The 15,457-nt window shown below is 67.0% G+C and carries 18 protein-coding genes; 6 read left to right on the top strand and 12 right to left on the bottom strand.

The window, feature by feature from the left end; genetic code table 11:
* Positions 1-35: 35 nt before the first annotated feature.
* Genes rpsP through ffh form a run of 5 tightly spaced genes read right to left on the bottom strand, consistent with a single transcriptional unit; the run spans position 36 to position 3,335 of the window.
* Positions 36-401 carry a 30S ribosomal protein S16 gene (rpsP, locus tag JHW45_RS04690; protein ID WP_272859784.1) on the bottom strand — a complete coding sequence of 122 codons (366 nt, stop codon included), beginning with the start codon at positions 399-401 and terminating at the stop codon, positions 36-38.
* A gap of 43 nt (positions 402-444) precedes the next feature.
* A complete protein-coding gene (locus JHW45_RS04695) occupies positions 445-741 on the bottom strand; it encodes a chorismate mutase (RefSeq protein ID WP_272859785.1) in 297 nt (98 codons plus the stop codon).
* Positions 738-1,280 (bottom strand): GNAT family N-acetyltransferase, encoded by a 543-nt coding sequence (locus JHW45_RS04700; RefSeq protein WP_272859786.1) that lies wholly within the window; start codon positions 1,278-1,280, stop codon positions 738-740. The genes JHW45_RS04695 and JHW45_RS04700 overlap by 4 nt, the downstream gene beginning before the upstream one ends.
* A complete protein-coding gene (locus tag JHW45_RS04705) occupies positions 1,277-1,834 on the bottom strand; it encodes a GNAT family N-acetyltransferase (RefSeq protein WP_272859787.1) in 558 nt (185 codons plus the stop codon). The genes JHW45_RS04700 and JHW45_RS04705 overlap by 4 nt, the downstream gene beginning before the upstream one ends.
* A gap of 4 nt (positions 1,835-1,838) precedes the next feature.
* On the bottom strand, positions 1,839-3,335 hold the full coding sequence (ffh, locus tag JHW45_RS04710) for a signal recognition particle protein (protein ID WP_272859788.1): 1,497 nt from the start codon (positions 3,333-3,335) through the stop codon (positions 1,839-1,841).
* Positions 3,336-3,636: 301 nt separating this feature from the next.
* Here ffh and JHW45_RS04715 point away from each other — a divergent pair, with 301 nt between their 5' ends.
* The 4 genes from JHW45_RS04715 to JHW45_RS04730 all read left to right on the top strand — a co-directional run bounded on the left by JHW45_RS04715 (position 3,637) and on the right by JHW45_RS04730 (position 6,693).
* Entirely contained in the window at positions 3,637-4,215 is a 579-nt protein-coding gene (locus tag JHW45_RS04715; protein WP_272859789.1) for a peroxidase-related enzyme, read from the top strand.
* A gap of 55 nt (positions 4,216-4,270) precedes the next feature.
* On the top strand, positions 4,271-5,188 hold the full coding sequence (locus JHW45_RS04720; RefSeq protein WP_272859790.1) for a DMT family transporter: 918 nt from the start codon (positions 4,271-4,273) through the stop codon (positions 5,186-5,188).
* 99 nt (positions 5,189-5,287) lie between these two features.
* Positions 5,288-6,058, top strand: coding sequence for a division plane positioning ATPase MipZ (locus JHW45_RS04725; RefSeq protein ID WP_272859791.1), 771 nt, complete (start codon positions 5,288-5,290; stop codon positions 6,056-6,058).
* A gap of 116 nt (positions 6,059-6,174) precedes the next feature.
* Positions 6,175-6,693, top strand: coding sequence for a type 1 glutamine amidotransferase domain-containing protein (locus JHW45_RS04730; RefSeq protein WP_272859792.1), 519 nt, complete (start codon positions 6,175-6,177; stop codon positions 6,691-6,693).
* Between the two features lie 162 nt (positions 6,694-6,855).
* Here the strand turns inward: JHW45_RS04730 and JHW45_RS04735 are convergent, their stop codons facing one another.
* From JHW45_RS04735 to JHW45_RS04765, 7 genes are all read right to left on the bottom strand, one after another.
* Entirely contained in the window at positions 6,856-8,157 is a 1,302-nt protein-coding gene (locus JHW45_RS04735) for a pyruvate dehydrogenase complex dihydrolipoamide acetyltransferase (RefSeq protein ID WP_272859793.1), read from the bottom strand.
* A 12-nt stretch (positions 8,158-8,169) separates the two neighbouring features.
* The gene (locus JHW45_RS04740) at positions 8,170-9,537 is read right to left on the bottom strand and encodes a pyruvate dehydrogenase complex E1 component subunit beta (RefSeq protein WP_272859794.1); all 1,368 of its coding nucleotides are present in this window, start codon (positions 9,535-9,537) and stop codon (positions 8,170-8,172) included.
* Positions 9,538-9,552: 15 nt separating this feature from the next.
* Positions 9,553-10,581, bottom strand: coding sequence for a pyruvate dehydrogenase (acetyl-transferring) E1 component subunit alpha (gene pdhA / locus JHW45_RS04745; protein ID WP_272859795.1), 1,029 nt, complete (start codon positions 10,579-10,581; stop codon positions 9,553-9,555).
* Between the two features lie 118 nt (positions 10,582-10,699).
* Positions 10,700-10,993, bottom strand: coding sequence for an FtsB family cell division protein (locus JHW45_RS04750; RefSeq protein WP_272859796.1), 294 nt, complete (start codon positions 10,991-10,993; stop codon positions 10,700-10,702).
* 77 nt (positions 10,994-11,070) lie between these two features.
* Entirely contained in the window at positions 11,071-11,850 is a 780-nt protein-coding gene (locus JHW45_RS04755; RefSeq protein ID WP_272859797.1) for a 23S rRNA (adenine(2030)-N(6))-methyltransferase RlmJ, read from the bottom strand.
* Between the two features lie 48 nt (positions 11,851-11,898).
* Positions 11,899-12,117 (bottom strand): hypervirulence associated TUDOR domain-containing protein, encoded by a 219-nt coding sequence (locus tag JHW45_RS04760; protein WP_272859798.1) that lies wholly within the window; start codon positions 12,115-12,117, stop codon positions 11,899-11,901.
* Between the two features lie 513 nt (positions 12,118-12,630).
* The gene (locus JHW45_RS04765) at positions 12,631-12,858 is read right to left on the bottom strand and encodes a DUF1127 domain-containing protein (protein WP_272859799.1); all 228 of its coding nucleotides are present in this window, start codon (positions 12,856-12,858) and stop codon (positions 12,631-12,633) included.
* Positions 12,859-13,204: 346 nt separating this feature from the next.
* Between JHW45_RS04765 and JHW45_RS04770 the strand changes: the two genes are divergently transcribed.
* Positions 13,205-14,299 carry an Mrp/NBP35 family ATP-binding protein gene (locus tag JHW45_RS04770; RefSeq protein ID WP_272859800.1) on the top strand — a complete coding sequence of 365 codons (1,095 nt, stop codon included), beginning with the start codon at positions 13,205-13,207 and terminating at the stop codon, positions 14,297-14,299.
* Positions 14,300-14,932: 633 nt separating this feature from the next.
* Positions 14,933-15,454 carry a division/cell wall cluster transcriptional repressor MraZ gene (locus tag JHW45_RS04775; protein ID WP_272859801.1) on the top strand — a complete coding sequence of 174 codons (522 nt, stop codon included), beginning with the start codon at positions 14,933-14,935 and terminating at the stop codon, positions 15,452-15,454.
* Positions 15,455-15,457: the final 3 nt, after the last annotated feature.

Consider the following 15,457-nt stretch of genomic DNA (forward strand, 5'->3'; position numbering starts at 1 on the left):
CCGGCGGGGACGAACCGCCGGCCGCCGGCAGCCGATCACTCGGCCGCGGCCTCTTCGGCCGGGGCGGCGGCTTTCGCGGCCCGTTCCTCGGCGCGCTTTTTCGCCTTGTCGCCGGGTTCGCCCTTTTTCAGGTTCTTGCGCTCGGCCTTGTCGCGGACGCCCGCGGCTTCCAGAAAGCGGGCGATTCGGTCGGTGGGCTGGGCGCCCAAGCCAAGCCAGTGCTGCACACGTTCCACGTCCATCTTGACGCGGTCTTCGCTGTCTTTCGGCAGCAGCGGGTTATAGGTGCCCAGCTTTTCCAGAAAGCGGCCGTCGCGCGGCATGCGCGAATCGGATGCGACGATGGCATAATGGGGGCGCTTCTTGGAACCACCACGGGCGAGACGGATCTTGACGGCCATTCGAGTTTCTCCTTTGAAATGGCAGGTCGGGCGACGGATCGCCCTAGGATTGATAGCGTTCGTGATGCCGGATCACTTCGGCGATCACGAAATTCAGGAATTTGCGCGCGAATTCCGGGTCCAGTTCGGCCTCGCGCGCAAGGCGTTCCAACCGCTCGATCTGGTGCGCCTCGCGCGTGGGATCGGACGGAGGAAGGTCGTGGTCGGCCTTGAGGCGGCCGACGGATTGGGTGTGCTTGAACCGTTCGGCCAGCGTATAGACAAGGATCGCGTCCAGCCGGTCGATGCTGGCGCGGTGATCGGCCAGCAGGTCGGCGGCGCGGGTGGCGGCATCGGTCATGCGGCACCTTTGGCGTGGGCGGCGCTGTGGCGATAGACGAGGCAGGGCCGGTCGGAATGCGGCACCGGCGCGGCATCGTCGCGGATAGCGCCCATCCGTTCGGCCAGCGCGATCGACCGGGCGTTGCCGGGGTCGACATAGCTGACGGCGGTGGTCCAGCCAAGCGCGCCGAACGCATGGGCGCGGGCGGCCCCGGCAGCCTCGGCCGCCAGTCCCTTGCCCTCGGCCTCGGGCGGCCACAGCGACCAGCCGATCTCGCGTTCGGGCCAGCCTTCGGGGAACCATGGACCGGCCATGCCAAGCGGCGTGTCGTCGTCCCTGGCGGTAAAGACGAACATGCCCCAGCCGCGCATCGCCCAGTGGCCGATGGCGTGGCCAAAGGCGCGCCACGATGCGGCGTCGTCGAAATCGTCGGGGCGCACGAAGCGCAACCTGTCGCTGGCCATGAAGGCGCGCCAGGCGGGCCAGTCGCTGCCTTTGGGCGCGCGCAGGGTCAGCCGTTCCGTGGTCAGGATCGGGGTGGGCGACAGCAGGATCATGCCGCGACCCCGTCGGTCGGGATGGCATGGATGTCGCGGGCGACGCCGTCGGGAAAGACCGCGCGCCGCAGCCTGCGACCGCCAAGCGACCGGGTCAGGCGCAGGGCGGCGTCGTTGTCGTCGCGGAAATGCGTCTCGACCTCGGCGCTGGCCAGCGCATCGCGCGCCCATGCCAGCACCGCGACCGAGGCTTCGCGCGCCAGACCCTGGCCGCGGGCATCGGGCAGCAGCCACCAGGTCAGTTCGCGGCCCGGCCAGCCATCGGGATGGACGATGCCGCAGCCGCCGATGGTGGCGCCGTTCCGGGTGACCGCGAACTTGCCGTAACCGCGCAGCGACCAGTGGCCGATATCGCGGCACAGCACGCCGAACGCCTGATCGCGCCGCAGCGGACCGCCATAGAAATGCGATGCCTGCGCATCCGCGAAAAAGGCGGCATAGGCGTCGAGATCGCGCGCATCGGGCAGGCGCAGCGTCAGCCGCGCGGTCCGCAGAAGCGGTGCGGCCGTGTCCGGCTGCGCGGACCGGGGGAGGCGGGCGGTCACCGGGGTCATCGCGTCATTTCTTGCCGAACATGCCCGACAGCCCGCCGGGCAGGCCGGCGCGGCCCAGATCGCCGCCAAGACCCTTCGGGTCCTGCAGCATCCGCGTCGCCTCGGCCATCTTGGCGGGATCGACATTGTCCATCTCGGGCAGGCCGCCGCCCTTGCCGGTCATCGCGCGCATCGCCTGTTTCAGCATGCCGCCCTTGCCCATCTTGCCCAGCTTTTTCATCGTGTCGGCCATCTGCCGCTGCATCTTCAGCAGGCGGTTCAGCTCGGCCACATCCATGCCCGCGCCGGCGGCGATGCGTTTCTTGCGGCTGGCCTGAAGGATCGCGGGGTTGGCGCGTTCCTTTTTCGTCATCGAGTTGATCAGCGCGATCTGCCGGCGGATGGCGCTGTCGTCCATGCCCGCGGCCTCGGCCTGCTTGGCCATCTTGGCCATGCCGGGCATCATGCCCATGATCGACTGCATGCCGCCCATCTTCTGCATCTGTTCCAGCTGGCCCTTGAGGTCGTTCATGTTGAACAGCCCCTTCTGGAACCGCTTCATCATGCGTTCGGCCTGTTCGACCTCCAGCACTTCCTGCGCCTTTTCGACCAGAGCGACGATGTCGCCCATGCCCAGGATGCGGCCGGCGATTCGCTGCGCGTCGAAGCCTTCCAGCGCGTCCATCTTTTCGCCCAGACCCACGAAGCGGATCGGCTTGCCGGTGATGGCGCGCATCGACAAGGCCGCGCCGCCGCGCCCGTCGCCGTCCATCCGGGTCAGGACCACGCCGGTGACGCCCACCTTCTGGTCGAATTCGGTCGCGACATTGACCGCGTCCTGACCGGTCAGCCCGTCGACCACCAGCAGGGTTTCGCGCGGGCTGGCGATGTCGCGGACGGACTGCACCTCGTTCATCAGCGCGTCGTCGATATGCAGCCGGCCGGCGGTGTCGAGGATATAGACGTCATAGCCGCCCAGGGCGGCCTGCTGCCTGGCGCGCTGCGCGATCTGGGTGGCTGTCTGGCCGGGCACGATCGGCAGCGTATCGACGCCGATCTGCTGGCCCAGGATCGCCAGCTGTTCCATCGCCGCCGGGCGGTTGGTGTCCAGCGACGCCATCAGCACGCGCTTTTTCTCGCGGTCCTTCAGGCGCTTGGCCAGCTTGGCGCTGGTCGTGGTCTTGCCCGAGCCTTGCAGCCCGACCATCAGGATCGGGGCGGGCGGGTTGTCGATGCGCAGCGCCTCGGGCTCTTCGTCGCCCTGAAGGACGCGGATCAGCTCGTCATGGACGATCTTGACGACCTGCTGGCCGGGCGTGACCGATTTCGTGACCGCCGCACCCGTGGCCTTCTGCGTGACCGACTTGACGAAGCTGCGCGCGACCGGCAGCGAGACATCGGCCTCCAGCAGGGCCACGCGCACCTCGCGCATGGCGGCGGTGACGTCATCCTCGGACAGCGCACCCTGCTTGGTCAGCCGGTCGAAGACGCCGCCAAGCCGGTCGGACAGATTTTCGAACATCGCGGCCCTCCTGAAGGTCCAAAGCGGTTTTGCCCCCGTGGGCGCAACGCGCTGACGGAGGGCGATCCCCGCCATGCGGGGACCGGAAGGGGATCGCCTTCCGGGGATTGCGGCATCAGATAGGGAAAAACCGCCGCCGAGTCAACGCGGCTTGTCGCGGGCGCGGGCGGCAGGGGAAGGCGCGCGCAGCGGGTGGACGGAACAGCAGGGCCGGCCGCGGCGCAAGGCCGCGCAAGGCGGCGGCTGCGCGGGGTTCCATCCGTGCCGGACCTGACGCAAAGTGCCGGCCGAGGAGGACCCCATGACCGACACACAGCATCCGATCAGCCGCTTTGCGGTGCCCGACCTGGACCGCCTGCCGGACGACATCCGGCAGGCGATCCGCAAGGTGGCCGAGAAATCTGGCTTCGTGCCCAACGTGTTTCTGGCGCTGGCGCACCGGCCGGCCGAGTTCCGGGCCTTCTTCGCCTATCACGACGCGCTGATGGACAAGGACGACGGGCTGACCAAGGCCGAGCGTGAGTTGATCGTGGTCGCCACCAGCGGGCTGAACCAGTGCCAGTATTGCGTCGTCGCGCATGGCGCGATCCTGCGCATCCGGGCGAAGAACCCGCATATCGCCGATCAGGTCGCGGTGAACTGGCGCAAGGCGGATCTGAACGACCGGGAACGCGCGATGCTGGCCTATGCCGAAAAGGTCGCGCTGAACGCGCAGCAGATCGACGACGCCGATCACGAGGCGCTGGCGCAGGCGGGGTTTTCGGCCGACGAGATCTGGGACATCGGCGCCATCGCGGCGTTTTTCGGCATGTCGAACCGGCTGGTGAATGCGGGCGACATCCGCCCGAACGACGAATTCTACATGCTGGGCCGGGGGTGATGCCTGCGGCGCCCGTGCGGCGGGCGATGCTGCGCGTGACCGGCGATGTGCGTCGATGAGCGCGCCGGACGCGGCGATGGGCGCGGTCCCGCGGCGCGAGGCGTTGCGCGGACATGCGGCGATGCTGCTGTTTTCGGCGCTGGTGGCGGGGTCGTTCTCGCTGGGCTCGCGGGCGGCCAACCTGATCGACCCGGCGGCGATCACGGCGGCGCGGTTCGTGATCGCCGCTGGCGTGATCGGCGGGGTCGCGCTGGCCGGGCAGCGCATCCCGGTCGCGGCCTTCCGTGCGCCGTGGCGCTATCTGCTGCTGGGCGGGGTCTTTTCATGCTATTTCGTGCTGATGTTCGAGGGGCTGAAGACCGCCGCCCCGGTCAGCGCCTCGGCCGTCTTCACGCTGACGCCGCTGATGGCGGCGGGGTTCGGCTGGCTGCTGGTGCGCCAGCGGATGACCCGGCGGATGGCGGGCGCGCTGGCGCTGGGCGGGTTCGGGGCGCTGTGGGTGATCTTTCGCGGCGATCTGGCGGCGATGGCGCGGCTGCAACTGGGCCGGGGCGAGGCGATCTATCTTGTCGGTTGCGCCGCCCACGCGCTGTATATCCCCATGGTGCGCCGGCTGAACCGGGGCGAAGGCGCGCTGGTCTTCACGCTGGGCACGCTGATTGCGGGGGCCGCGCTGCTGCTGGTGTGGGGGCGGGACGCGATCGCGCAGACGGCGTGGCTGGAATTGCCCGCGATCGTCTGGGTGACGCTGCTTTACGTCGCCGTCATGGCCAGCGCCGTCACCTTCGTGCTGACCCAGTTCGCGACCCTGCGCCTGCCTGCGGCCAAGGTGATGGCCTATACCTATCTGACGCCGGTCTGGGTGATCCTGGCCGAGGCGGTGCTGGGCACCGGCCTGCCGGGCGCCATCGTGCTGCCGGGCGTGGCGATGACGATGCTTGCGCTGGTCCTGTTGCTGAAGGGCGACGAATAGGGCGGCTGCGGGCAAGGCGGCTGCGCGCGACAGCCGCTTTTCATCGCCGCACGCACTGGTTAGGGTCCGGCGGAACGCGGGGCAGAGACGAGGCGGACGGTGGCGCATATCATCGTTGTGGGCAACGAAAAGGGCGGTTCGGGCAAGTCCACGACCTCGATGCATGTCGCCACGGCGCTGGCGCGGATGGGCCATCGCGTCGGCGGTCTGGATCTGGACGTGCGTCAGCGCAGCTTTGGCCGGTACCTGGAAAACCGCGCGGCCTTTGTGGCGCGCGAGGGGCTGGACCTGCCGATCCCGGTCATCGGCACGCTGGGGCAGGGCAGCGATCCGCTGAGCGCGGCGCTGACCGAGCTTGAGGGCCGGTGCGATTTCATCCTGCTGGACTGTCCGGGGTCGCACACGCAGCTGAGCCAGATGGCGCACACGGTCGCGGACACGCTGCTGACGCCGATGAACGACAGTTTCGTGGATTTCGACCTGCTGGCGCGGATGTCGCCCGAGGGCAAGGTGCTGGGCCCGTCGATCTATGCCGAGATGGTCTGGGCGGCGCGGCAGATGCGGGGCGAGGCGGGGGCCGGACCCATCGACTGGCTGGTGCTGCGCAACCGGCTGGGCACGCAGGCCATGCACAACAAGCGCAAGGTCGGCAGCGCGCTGGCCACGCTGTCGCGGCGGATCGGGTTCCGCGTCGCGCCGGGATTCTCGGAACGGGTCATCTTTCGCGAATTGTTCCCGCGCGGTCTGACGCTGCTGGATCTGAAGGATATCGGCACCGAACAGCTGTCGATGTCGAACATCGCCGCGCGTCAGGAGCTGCGCGACCTGATCGCGGAACTGCGCCTGCCGGGGGTCGAGATCACGTTCTGATCCGCGCCGCCGGCGTCACGGTCGGGTGAGATGGCGCGACCCTGCGCGCCGATCCGGAACCGCGGGGCGCGGGGATGCATTGAGGCGGTGATTCCATCTTTGAAAGGAGGCCGGACATGGCCAGGATTCTGATCATGGCGACCGACGGGTTCGAGCAATCGGAACTGTTCGTGCCGCTGGAAAAGCTGAAAGCGTCGGGTCACGACGTTGATATCGCCGCGCCCGATACGGGCGAGATCCGCGCCTGGGACAAGGACGACTGGGGCAAGACGGTCGAGGCGGGCAAGAAGATCGCCGAGGTGTCGGCCGAAAGCTATGACGCGCTGGTGCTGCCGGGCGGCGTCATCAATCCCGACACGCTGCGGCAGGACCGCAAGGCGGTGGGGCTGATCTGCGCCTTCGCCGATGCCGGCAAGCCGGTGGCCGCGATCTGTCACGCGCCCTGGCTGCTGGTCGAGGCCGGGCTGACGTCGGGTCGCAGGATGACCGGCTATGGCTCGATCCGCACCGATCTGGCGAACGCGGGCGCCGAGGTCGTGGACGAATCGGTGGTGGTGGATCGCGGCATCATCACCAGCCGCAATCCCGACGACCTGGACGATTTCGTGCGCGAGATCGAGAAGGCGGTCACCTGACCGGCGGGCGTTCGGTTGCGTCCCGCGACGGCCGGGGGCGCTGCCCCCGGACCCCCGAGGTATTTGGAAAGAGTGCGAGGGGAAGGGCGGAACGCGCATTCGCGGGATTGAAAAAAGGGGCGCGCGGCCCCTTTTTTCCGGTTTGGCGTCAGCCGGTCAGCGTCAGGCCAGCATGCCCATCGGGTTTTCGAGATGGGCGACGATGGCTTCCAGCAGCTGCGCGCCAAGCGCGCCGTCGATCACCCGGTGATCGACCGACAGCGTCATCGACATGACGTTGCGGATCACGACCTCGTCGCCCTCGACCACGGGGGTCTTGATGCCGGCGCCGACGGCCAGGATCGCGCCGTGCGGCGGGTTGATGACGGCGTCGAAATTCTCGATCCCGAACATGCCCAGATTGCTGATCGCGAAGCTGCCGCCCTGATATTCGTGGGGGGCCAGCTTTTTCGTCTTGGCGCGGTTGGCGAGATCCTTCATCTCGGCGGACAGTTTCGACAGCGTCTTGATCTCGGCGTCCTTCAGGACCGGCGTGAACAGCCCGCCTTCGACCGCCACGGCCACGGCCACGTCCGACGGTTTCAGCTTGATGATCCGGTCGCCGGCCCAGACCGCGTTGGCGTCCGGCACCTGTTGCAGCGCCAGCGCGCAGGCCTTGATGATGAAGTCGTTGACCGACAGCTTCACGCCGCGCGCCTCAAGTTGCTTGTTCAGCGTGGCGCGGAACGTCATCAGCTCGTCCAGCTTCGCGGACCGGCGCAGATAGAAATGCGGGATGGTCTGCTTGGCCTCGCCCAGGCGCGCGGCAATGGTGCGGCGCATGCCGTCCAGCGTGACCTCTTCGGTTTCGCGGTCGGCATAGATCTTGGCGATGGTTTCGGCGGACGCGCCTTTCGGGGCCTCGGCCGCGGCGGGCGCGGGCTTGGGCGCGTCGGCCTTTGCCGGGGCGGCGCCGGGCTTGGCGTTCTCGACATCCGCCTTGACGATCCGTCCGCGCGGGCCGGACCCTTCGATCGAGGCCAGATCCAGCCCCTTTTCGGCCGCGATGCGGCGGGCCAGCGGCGAGGCGAAGATCCGGTCGCCCTTGTCCGAGGACGGGGCGGGCGGGGCCTTGGCGGCCTGTGCCTGACCCTCGACCTCCTTCGGGGCTTCGGCGGGCACGTCCTTTTTCGGCGCGTCGGCCGCGGGCTTTGACGTCTCGGCGATATCGTCGGCGCTTTCGCCCTCTTCCAGCAGGACGGCGATGGGGGTGTTGACCTTGACCCCGGACGAGCCTTCCTCGATCAGGATCTTGCCCACCTTGCCTTCATCGACGGCCTCGAACTCCATCGTGGCCTTGTCGGTCTCGATCTCGGCCAGGATATCGCCGGATTTGACCTCGTCGCCCTCTTTCACCAGCCATTTGGCCAGCGTGCCTTCCTCCATCGTCGGAGACAGCGCGGGCATCAGGATTTCTGTCGGCATCTCGCTGCTCCGTTACTTGTAGGTGACTTTCTTCACCGCCTCGACGATCTCGGGGATGGTGATCAGCGCGTGTTTCTCAAGATTGGCGGCATAGGGCATGGGCACGTCCTTGCCGGTGCAGTTGATCACCGGGGCATCCAGCCAGTCGAACGCGTTTTCCATCACATAGGCCGACAGGTGGTTGCCGATGGCGCCGACCGGGAAACCTTCCTCGACGGTGACCATGCGGTTGGTCTTCTTCACCGATTCGATCATCGTGCCATAGTCGATCGGGCGCAGCGTGCGCAGGTCGATCACCTCGGCCTCGATCCCCTCTTCGGCCAGCTTGTCGGCGGCTTCCAGCGAATGGGCCATGCCGATGCCGAAGCTGACGATGGTCACATCCTTGCCCTGGCGCGCGATCCTGGCCTTGCCGAAGGGGATGGTGAAATCGTCCAGATCGGGCACCTCGAAGCTGCGGCCATAGAGGATTTCGTTCTCAAGGAAGATGATCGGGTTGGGATCGCGGATCGCGGTCTTCAGCAGCCCCTTGGCGTCGGCGGCCGAATAGGGCATCACGACCTTGAGGCCGGGAATGGCCGCGAACCATGCCGCGTAATCCTGGCTGTGCTGGGCTGCGACGCGGGCGGCGGCGCCGTTCGGGCCGCGGAACACCATCGGTGCGCCCATCTGGCCGCCCGACATGTACAGCGTCTTGGCGGCCGAGTTGACGATCTGGTCCATCGCCTGCATGGCGAAGTTGAAGGTCATGAACTCGACGATGGGGCGCAGGCCGCCGAACGCCGCGCCGACGCCGATGCCCGCGAAGCCGTGTTCCGAGATCGGGGTATCGACCACGCGCCGGGGGCCGAATTCGTCCAGCAGACCCTGGCTGATCTTGTAGGCGCCCTGGTATTCGCCGACTTCCTCGCCCATCAGGAACACGGTCTCGTCGCGGCGCATTTCCTCGGCCATGGCCTCGCGCAGCGCCTCGCGGACGGTCATGGTCTTCATCGCCGTGCCTTCGGGCCAGTCCGGGCTGCGGTCGGGTTCGGGGGTCTTGACCTCTTCGACGGCGGATTTCGCCGGCGCGTCGTCGGATCTGGCCTGGGCGGGTGCGGCGTCGGATTTCGACACCTCGATATCGTCGGCGCTTTCGCCCTCCTCGATCATCACGGCGATGGGGGTGTTGACCTTGACGCCCTCGGTCCCCTCGTCGATCAGGATCTTGCCGAGGATGCCTTCGTCCACCGCCTCGAATTCCATCGTGGCCTTGTCGGTTTCGATCTCGGCGATGATGTCGCCGGACTTGACCTCGTCGCCTTCCTTTTTCAGCCATTTCGCCAGCGTGCCTTCCTCCATGGTCGGCGACAGGGCGGGCATCAGGATCTCGGTTGCCATGTGCTGGTCCCTCCCTCAGGCGTTTTCTTCGGCGGTGCCTTGCGGCACTTCGTCGGCGTAGATGTCGGTCCACAACTCGTCCAGCGACGGTTCCGGGCTTTCCTTGGCGAATTCGGCCGATTCGTTCACGATGTCCTTGATTTCCTTGTCCACGGCCTTCAACTCGTCCTCGGTGGCGTGATCGCCCTGCAACAGCAGGTCGCGGACATGTTCGATGGCGTCGCGTTCGTCGCGCATCTTCTGCACCTCTTCGCGGGTCCGGTATTTCGCCGGGTCCGACATCGAGTGCCCGCGATAGCGATAGGTCATGATCTCGAGGATATAGGGGCCCTTGCCCGCGCGGCAGTGGGCGACGGCCTTTTCGCCGGCGGCCTTCACGGCCAGCACGTCCATGCCGTCGACCTGTTCGCCGGGGATGCCGAATGCCTCGCCGCGCCCGTAAAGCGTGGTCGACTTGGTCGACCGCTTCATCGAGGTGCCCATCGCATACTGGTTGTTCTCGATCACGAAGACGACCGGCAGATCCCACAACTCGGCCATGTTGTAGGTCTCATAGACCTGGCCCTGGTTGGCCGCGCCGTCGCCGAAATAGGTGAAGGTGACGTTGTCGTTGCCCATGTACTTGTCGGCAAAGGCCAGCCCCGCCCCAAGCGGCACCTGCGCCGCGACGATGCCGTGGCCGCCATAGAAATGCTTTTCGCGGCTGAACATGTGCATGCTGCCGCCCTTGCCCTTGGAATACCCGCCCTCGCGGCCGGTCAGTTCGGCCATGACGCCCTTGGGGTCCATGCCGCAGGCCAGCATGTGGCCGTGGTCGCGATAGCTGGTGATGCGCTTGTCGCCTTCCTTGGCGGCAGCCTCCAGCCCGACGACGACCGCCTCTTGCCCGATATAGAGGTGGCAGAAACCGCCGATCAGACCCATGCCGTAAAGCTGGCCGGCCTTTTCCTCGAATCGCCGGATCAGCAGCATGTCGCGATAATACTGAAGCAGCTCGTCCTTTGAAACGTTCGGCGCCTCCTTGGCGGCGGGTTTCCTGGCCATGCTGGGTGTCCTCCTCGATGCCCGGTCGGAATAGTTCAGCGTTAAACTATCCGTAGCGCATCAAATCAAGGGGTGCAATGCGCGAAACCGAAGGGCGCGGATCGCCCGTCTTGACGGCCTAGCGCAGGATGATTTCGTCCGACCGGACATAGCCCAGCACCTCGCGCGCGCGTTCGTCCAGCAGGTCGATATCCAGATATTCGTCCGACATCCGGCGGGTCAGGTTCTGCATCCGGTCGACATCGGCGCGCAGGCTGTCGCGTTCGACGATCAGGTCCTGAGTCTCGGCCTCGATCTGGATGCGGCGCAGGATGCCCGAAGGCCCCTGCACGGCGGCGAAGGCGAAATAGAGGCCCAGGGCCATGGCCAGCACGAAGAAGATCGTGGCGCTGATCGAAAGACGTTGTGACATGGATGTGGCTTTGCCTGGCTTGCGTTGGCGCGATCATGCCACAGCCGGACTGGCAGGGGAATCCCCCGGCGGCTTCTTCAGGCGCGGTCGCGGAACAGCCGTGTCAGCCGCGCGGCCTCGGCCGCAAGTCCGAAGGGCGGGTTCAGCACCCACATCCCCGACCCGATCATCGCGTGGCCGGGGCGGGCGGGCGCGAACCCGACCTCGCTGCGCAGGGCGTCGGGATGGGCCTGCATCAGCGCGCGCAGCATCGGTTCGTGGCGGTTGTCGGTCAGGATCGGATACCACAGCGCAACGATGCCCACGTTCCACTTGCGCGCCAGCAGCCCGATCTGGCGCGGAACGGTCTGATAGTCCGCCTTGACCTCATAGCTGGGGTCGATCAGCAGCAATCCGCGCCGCGGCGTCGGCGGGCACACGGCCTGCGCCATGGCGAACCCGTCGCTGCGGTGAAGGGTCGCAAACCCGGCCACCTGCGACAGCGCCTGATATTCGGCGGGGTGCAATTCGGCCAGATGGGCGGTGTCGCCCGGGCGCAGGAAATGCGCGGCGATCAGCGGCGATCCGGGATAGGCAAGCGGGCCATGGGCGCGGCGGACGCAGGCAAGCGCGCGGTGCAGCGGATGGTCGTCGGGCAGCCAGCCCTGGGCCGTGGCGCGCAGGATGCCGGCCTGCGCCTCGCCCGTCTTGCGCGCCTCGGCACCGTCCAGCCGATACAGGCCGCGCCCGGCATGGGTTTCCAGATAGCTGAGCGGCTTGTCCTTGCGCGTCAGGTAATCCAGCGCCGTCGCCAGCATCGCGTGCTTGTGCAGGTCGGCCAGGTTTCCGGCGTGATAGGCGTGCTGATAGCTGAGCATGGCCTGCCTTAGCCCGCGCCTGCGCGGCGGGGAAGGGGGCGAAGCGCGTCATTCGGCCTTGCGCAGTTCCGAATGGCTTTTCAGCACGCGGTCGCCGTCCTCCTGTTCGATCAGATAGGCGGGTTCGTCCGCGCTGGCCTTGCGCTTGATCGTCTGGCCCTTGATCTGGCGCTCGACATCGTCGGTAAAGCTTTCGGCGATCTTGCCGGTGCCGTGGCCGGTGCCCCATTTCCACTGCACCTTGGTGCCCTTGCGATATTTTTCCATGACTGGCCCCTTTCGTCGCATTCGAAGATGCAATGCAAGGCAGGCCATCTTGTTCCGCGGGAAAAGATCGCGGCGGCGCCCAGGGAGGAGGAAGGGGCGCCGCCGCTCAACGCTGGCCCAGGGAGGAGGGAGGGCCGCGTTTGGGGTGCGGTGTCAAGGCCAGGGAGGGGCCGACACCGCCTGCGATCGGGCCGGGAGGAGGAAGGCCCATCGCATCCGTCTGCCGCAATCGGGGCGGCTATGGGGTGCGACGCGGCCCCGAGGAGGAGGGGCCGGCGTCGCCGTGCGAAGGACCGGGAGGAATGGTCCGTCGCATCCGGTTGCCGCAATCGGGGCGGCGATGTTTTCGGCAGCGACCCCTTGGGAGGAGGAGCGGGGCCGCCGCCCGCACGACACGCCCGGGAGGAGGAGAGGGCGGTGTCGCGATCTTTGGGCGGCACCCTCCGGGAGGAGGAGAGAGGGTGCCGCCAGTCCCGACCCGGGGAGGAGGAGAGGGTCGGGAAAGCGAATGGTTCAGTCGGACGAGCCCCAGGCGGCCTCGCGCGCCAGATGCGGGATCATCGCGCGGCTGATGCCCAGATCGTCCAGATCGCGGGTGGTCAGCGCGCTGAGTTCGCGCACGGTCTGGCGATAGACGGCCTTGCGGGCGCGGTTTTCCTGCATGCGCTGCATCGCGGCCAGCAGCCGACCACGCAGGCCGGTGGCGGCGGCGCGGTTGTGGGCTTGAGCGATAACGGCCATGACTTCGGTTCCTTTCACGTTTCTTCGTCGATCTGCGCCCGGCCCGGGACGGCCCGGCGCTTTCGTTGTCATCAAGATGGCCCTCTTGCTGCGGATGCACAATAGGCCATCCGGCCAATGCTGCCATGCGGCAATTGCATGACTGAGCGTTTACGTTCTGGTTCCTTCTTCCTGTAATCACACGAAAAGTTAATTTCGCCGTGAGCGTTAGCGATCACGCCGCGACTGCAAAATGGACGGAAAATGAGGTGCTTACGGCCGCCCGCGCTGCGACATGCTGGCGGGTGGTTGTGGTCGCGCGACCCATGCATCATGCTGCGGCGACACATAAAGACAGGCTGCTGACATGACCGTGACCCGTGAAGTTGTCCGTGGGGCAATCGCCGACATCGTGCTGCCGGACGGCCGCAGCCTTGCCCAGGCCGATATCGTCCGCGCGATAACCGTCGATGGCGGCACCGTCCGATTCGTCCTTGAGGTCGCCGATGCCGAGGCCGCGCGCGCGCTGGCCCCGGTCGAGGCCGAGGCAAGACGCCGGGTCGAGGCGCTGCCCGAGGTAGAGAAGGTGCAGATCGTGATGACCGCGCCGGCGGGCAAGCCCGCGCAGCCGGTGGCCTCGTCCGGGCAGGGGCAGGCGCCGTCGCTGAAGCTGGGCCAGCATCCGACCGGGCAGGCCGGGCCGCAGCCGGTGCCGGGCGTGCGAAACCTCGTGGCCATCGGGTCGGGCAAGGGCGGGGTCGGCAAATCCACCGTCACCGCCAATCTGGCGGTGGCGCTGGCGCGGGCGGGGCGCAAGGTGGGGGTGCTGGACGCCGACATCTATGGCCCCTCGCAGCCGCGGATGCTGGGCGTGTCGGGCCGGCCCGCCAGCCCGGACGGCAAGCGGATCGAGCCGATGCACAATCACGGCATCACCATCATGTCGATCGGGCTGATGCTGAAAGAGGGCGAGGCGGTCGTGTGGCGCGGGCCGATGCTGATGGGCGCGATGCAGCAATTGTTGCAGCAGGTGAACTGGGGCGAGCTGGACGTGCTGCTGATCGACCTGCCGCCCGGCACCGGCGATGTGCAGCTTTCGCTGTGCCAGAAGGCGGCGGTGACGGGCGCGATCATCGTCTCGACCCCGCAGGACGTGGCGCTGCTGGATGCGCGCCGCGCCATCGACATGTTCAACAGGCTGAAGACCCCGGTTCTGGGCCTGATCGAGAACATGTCCAGCTATGTCTGCCCCAATTGCGGGCACGAGGCGCATCTGTTCGGCCATGGCGGCGTGGCCTCCGAGGCGCGGAATCTGAACCTGCCCTTCCTGGGCGAATTGCCGCTGCTGCTGGATGTGCGCCTGTCGGGCGATTCGGGCCGGCCCATCGCGCTGGAAGACGGCCCGGCGGGGCAGGCTTATGCGCGGCTGGCCGAACGGCTGATCGCGGATGGGGTCGCCTGACACTGCGCATCTGCGCAAGGCCGTCGCATCTTCATGGGAAAGCATGGGTTGAATGGGATTTTCCGCCACCGGGGCGGAAACCCGCTCCCGCATATGTGATTCGCCGTGATTCCGGCGCGGATCGGCGTGAATCGCGGGCGGTGTTCCTGCCCTGTCCGGCGTCGATGCAGGTTTTTGGGATTTTACGCCACTTTCTGTCTTGGCAGATCTGATCGCTAGATATTGCGATGTTGCGTCGGTTTCTTTCCATCTGTTGTGCGCATTGGTTCGTGACGGCACGAAACAGCCGGTCCTGAGCCTCGTTTCAGCGTGTCCATACCGCCGTTGTGGGGAAGAATTCCATTGCGTCCCATGAAATCCCATGTCACAACTTGATCACGAAGACGGGCAGCAAGGGGCACCAAGACCCCACGAGGCGAAGCAGGTTTCATACAGGCACCCGTTTTCCAAAAAAGCATCGCCCCCACGCGCGAGCAGCACCTCCCCCAGGTGGCGCGTGGCAGGGCGGGCAACTCCCCGAAAAGGGGCCCAGTCAATGGGAACGAGGGCGGCGGATCGGGCAGTGGCAGCGGCCCGATCCGCCCTTTCTCTTTCGGGCGGGCGGAAGAGACGGGACAGTGAGGACAGGCCGGCGTGGCGCGCAAGTTCAGGGGCACCGAGACCGTCAAGGTCGACAGCAAGGGCCGCATGTCGGTCCCCGCCCGGATGCGCAAGCAGTTCGAACAATGCGACCCGGCCTTTTCGACATCCAACACCGGACGCGCGCAGCTGGTCGTGGTCTATGGACCGGACTGGTGGAACTGGCTGGAGCTTTACACCATCGAGGCCATCGAGGAGATCGACGCGCAAATCGACCGGATGCAGCGCGGCAGCGTCGAGCGGCGCTGGCTGGAACAGCTGATGAACGCGCAGTCCGTCGATCTTGAGATCGACCGCGAAGGCCGGCTGATGCTGCCGCAGAAGCTGCGCGAAAAGCTGGGTTTCGACAGCGGGGTCGAGGTCGATTTCGCGGCCAGCGGCGATTACCTCAAGGTGTATCGCCCCGATTCGCCCCCCAAGGACATTCAGGAGGTCGAGGATTTCGCGGCCTCCAAGGGGCCGGGTTTCGATCCGCGCAGCCTGGCCGGTCCGCCCCAGGGCACGGACGAGGGCTGAGCC

Origin of the sequence: Paracoccus stylophorae, assembly GCF_028553765.1 — a bacterium.
GTDB lineage: Bacteria > Pseudomonadota > Alphaproteobacteria > Rhodobacterales > Rhodobacteraceae > Paracoccus > Paracoccus stylophorae.